The sequence below is a fragment of the Pseudomonas sp. Sample_16 genome (assembly GCF_004307665.1).
Taxonomy (GTDB): domain Bacteria; phylum Pseudomonadota; class Gammaproteobacteria; order Pseudomonadales; family Pseudomonadaceae; genus Aquipseudomonas.
In genome coordinates, this window is record NZ_RCOB01000032.1 from 1 (window position 1) to 4,142 (window position 4,142).

General features: G+C 60.7%; 4 protein-coding genes. 2 read left to right on the forward strand and 2 right to left on the reverse strand.

Going from position 1 to position 4,142, the window contains the following annotated elements; genetic code table 11:
• Positions 1-392 (forward strand): mechanosensitive ion channel domain-containing protein (locus D8U69_RS04865; protein WP_130906809.1); only part of this gene is annotated, 392 nt, incomplete at its 5' end.
• Positions 393-422: 30 nt separating this feature from the next.
• Here the strand turns inward: D8U69_RS04865 and D8U69_RS04870 are convergent.
• Together D8U69_RS04870 and D8U69_RS04875 are read right to left on the reverse strand one after the other, a co-directional pair.
• Positions 423-1,913, reverse strand: a complete 1,491-nt coding sequence (locus D8U69_RS04870) for an aldehyde dehydrogenase family protein (protein WP_130906810.1) — start codon at positions 1,911-1,913, stop codon at positions 423-425.
• A gap of 48 nt (positions 1,914-1,961) precedes the next feature.
• Positions 1,962-2,351, reverse strand: a complete 390-nt coding sequence (locus tag D8U69_RS04875) for a c-type cytochrome (protein WP_056853751.1) — start codon at positions 2,349-2,351, stop codon at positions 1,962-1,964.
• Positions 2,352-2,633: 282 nt separating this feature from the next.
• On the opposite strand from D8U69_RS04875, the gene D8U69_RS04880 reads away from it, so the two are divergent.
• Positions 2,634-3,956, forward strand: a complete 1,323-nt coding sequence (locus D8U69_RS04880) for a hypothetical protein (RefSeq protein WP_130906811.1) — start codon at positions 2,634-2,636, stop codon at positions 3,954-3,956.
• Positions 3,957-4,142 lie beyond the last annotated feature (186 nt).

Sequence of the window (4,142 nt, forward strand, 5' to 3'; positions counted from 1 at the left end):
TCAACGTGCGGGCCACCGAAATACAGCTGGCCGACCGCTCGATCGTGATCGTGCCGAACTCGCAGTTGATCTCGCAAAACCTGCGTAACGTCACCCTGGGTGGCAGCGCTCAAGGGGTGGCGACCCTCGAACTGATGTTCCCGCTGGACATTGACCCGGAACAGGTACGCAACCTGCTGTATGACACCTACAACCAGCACGAAGCCATTCTGGAGAAACCGGCGCCGGTGGTGCGCTTCAGCCAGCTCAAGCCTGAGGGCATTACGTTGACCGTCACCGGTTATGTCAGCAGCCCGCGGATGGTTACCGCGATCAAGAGCGAGTTGCTGTTCGAGATTCTCAAGCGGCTGGGCGCCGCCGGGATTGAATTGGCGAAACCGCCGGCGGCGTGATTACCGTCACGCCACAGGCGGTTTTTTGCATCAATGGGCGATGCACACCGATTTAAGTTCGGTGTAGGCCTCGATCACCGCACGACCGAACTCACGGCCCATGCCCGACTGCTTGACCCCACCGAATGGCATCGCCGGGTCGAGCAACACATGGGCGTTGACCCACACCGTACCGGCTTCGATGCGTGGCACCAGGTTCATGGCTTTGCCCAGGTCATTGGTCCACAGGCTGGCGGCCAGACCGTAACGGTTGTCGTTGGCCAGCGCGATGACGGCGTCTTCATCGTCGAAGGGCATTACGCCCAGCACCGGGCCGAATACTTCTTCGCGAGCCACGGCCATGCTGTGGTTGATGTCGGCCAAAATAGTCGGCTGCACGAAAAAGCCGTCGCCCTCCAGCAGCTCGCCACCGGTCACTACCCGAGCGCCTTCCTGCCGCGCCAGTTCGATGTGCTTGAGCACGCTCTGTTGCTGCTTGCGCGATACCAGCGGGTTGATGGCCGCGTCGCAGTTCATGCCGTCGCCAATCGGCATGGCCGATACTGCCGCCGCCAGCGCTTCCACGAATTTGTCGTGAATCGAGCGATGCACGTAGAAGCGCGAAGCCGCCGCACACACCTGGCCGTTGTTCAGCAGACCGCCGAGAATCGCGCCCTGCACGGCTTTTTCGATGTCGGCATCGGCAAGCACGATCATCGGGTTTTTACCGCCCAGCTCCAGGGAGAAGCGCGTCATGTTTTCCATGCACGCCACACCGACGCTCTTGCCCACGGCGGTGGAACCGGTGAACGACACTTTGCTCACCAGCGGATGGGAGGTCAGCACGCCACCCACCGAGGCACCACCACCGGTGACGACGTTGAACACGCCCGCAGGAATCCCGGCTTCGAGGGCCAATTCCGCCAGGCGCATGGCGGTCAACGGCGTTTCCATCGCCGGTTTGATAATGACGGTGCAACCGGTGGCCAGCGCCGGCATCAGTTTCCAGGCAGCGATCAACAGCGGGAAATTCCACGGCACGATGCCAACCACAACGCCCACCGGCTCACGCTTGGTGAACGCGGTGAATCTGGCACCCGGTGGCAGCGGAATCGACACGTCGAAGGTCTGGCCTTCGATCTTGGTTGCCCAACCAGACATGTAGCGCATGAACTCCACGGTGGCGTTCAGATCCAGCGCGCGGGCCATGTTGATCGATTTGCCCTGGCTCAGGGTTTCCAGTTGCGCCAGCTCTTCGGCGTGCTCCTCCACCAGGCGGGTGAAGTTCAGCAGGATGCGTTCACGGTCGGCCGGACGCAGACTCGACCACACACCGGACTTGAACGCCTGGTGCGACGACTGCACGGCACGCTCGACGATTTCCAGCGGCGCATCGAGGGTTTCGCACAACGTCTGCCCGGTGGCCGGGTTGACCACGGCGATGCTGTCGCCTTCGGCAAACACCCATTGCCCGTCGATGAAGCAGCCATGACGGCGGTCGAGAAATGCAGCTACCTGCGGCAGGATTGCAACGTTGCTCATAAATCACCTTTCGTTGAGACGAATTGTTCAGGCGCAGATCCGGCCTGATTAATGTTGTTCTTTGAGGTAGCACACGACCGCTTGACGATCATCCGCCGAGGCCATGCCCATGTAGGGCATATAGGTGCCAGGCACATAAGCCTGGGGTTGGGTGATGAGTTGCTCGATGTTCTCGGCTTGCCAGTCGATGTTCTTGTTGCGCATGGCCTGCGAATAGTTGAAGCCTTCCAGTGAGCCGGATTTGCGCCCCACCACGCCAGCCAGGTTCGGCCCCATCATGCCGGTCGCGCCTTTGCTCACGGCATGGCAAACCCCGCATTCATTGGCAAACACCTCGGCGCCGCGGCTCTGCACCGGTGCGCAATCGGCCGCCAGCGCGGCCTGGACCAGGGTCAATGAGAGCAAACCGATGAGGGGCAAACGCAGGGAGGTGAACATAAGAAAACGCCCTTGAAAATCCACGCGCCCGCCAACAGACGAGCGCCAACACTGAAGGCGCCGGGGCAACGGTGCTCCGGCAGGTTGTGAGGGATTGTCGGCGGTCGCCGGCACAGAGGTTTTGCCCTGCGTGCCAGTCGTGTTGGCGGTTCTGCCAAACCGCTCAATCTGGCACGCACGACCAACTAATTGGCAAACAGGCAAAAGGCTCGAAAAAAGTCGCGACTTAGTATCCGGACAGACCGCAACCCTGCGCTCAAGAACAAGAACGGATGCCACACCATGCTCAAGTCCCCCTTGCTTCGACTCTCCACGCTCGCGCTGATGATCAGCGCCGGCCAGGCCGGAGCCTACGAACTCTACGCCGATGACGACAGTCACCTGAACGCCACGCTGGAAGCGGTATTCGGCGTTTTCCACAGTCAGGAAAACTACGCCCTGTCAGGTCGTCTCGACGAAGGTTCTTCGTCGTGGCGCGAGGGTTACATCAAGTACGGCCTGAGTTTCGACCAGGGCCTGGCCGGTGTCGGTACCGCTTATGGTGCGGCGAACATGCTCAGCTCCGGCACCTGGGGCGACGGCGATGCTGCCGGTTTCAGTGACGGCTCGGAACGCACCACCAAGTTCGAAGATGCCTATCTCGGCTGGCGTTCGGCTGAGCTGTTTGCGGTGCTGGGCGCCGACGGCATCGACTTGTCGTTCGGTCGTCAGAACATCGTCGTCGGTGACGGTTTCCTGATCAACGGCGACGCCCTGAACCTCGGCAAAGGCCTGGCCGATGGTGAATTCAACCGTGGCGGCGCCTATTGGCTAGCGGCGCGCAAGGCCTTCGACGAAACCGCGGTGTTGCGCATCGGTGGCAAGGAAGGCTGGCGCGGTGACCTGATGTGGCTGAAATCCAACAACCGTGCCCAGGCGATGACTGAAATGTACGTCGGCACCCTGGAGCACGTGTCTGAAGCCGGCACCGTTGGCTTGACCTACATCGACACCACCGACATCGACGAACAGTACGCTTCCCCGGTGCAACTCGAACGCGATGGCATGAAGACCTACAGCCTGCGCGCAACCGGCAACGCCGGGGTCAAGGATCTGTTCCTGTCCGGCGAATACGCCAAGCAGGACAAACCGCACACCGCCACCGAGGACGCCTGGTACCTGGAAGCCGGCTGGACCTTTTCCGAAGCACCCTGGACGCCCTATGCCGGCTACCGTTACAGCCGTTTCTCGGAAGGCTACGACACGCTGTTCTACGGTTTCAGCCGCGGCTTCGGCACCTGGTTCCAGGGTGAAGTGGCGGGCAACTATGCCGGTCCGTTCAACACCAACTCACGCATCCAGCAACTCAAGTTCACCGTCTCGCCGCTGGAGAACCTGACCGTGGGCGCGATGTACTTCAATTTCGACACGATCGACCGCGATCTGGGTAACACCGATGGCCACGAAATCGACCTGTACGCCGAATGGCACCTTAACGACCACCTTACGGTAATGCCGCTGGTAGGCCTGTTCCAGCCGGACAAGAGCGCCGACCAGGGTGGCACGCAGTTGGGCAACAACGACAAAAACCTCTACAGCCAGCTGATCTTTGCCACAACGTTTTAATTCCAGCTGAACCTGCAGGAGCGAGCCTGCTCGCGAAAAACGTCAGGACAACGCGGTCATTCAGGAAGCCAGCGTCATCGTTGACGTCCATCGCGACGGTGCGACGGTGCGACGATTCGACAGGCTCGCTCCTACAGGGGATCGGGTTCGCTTCACGGAAAAAGGTATTTCCCATGCACAAAAGAT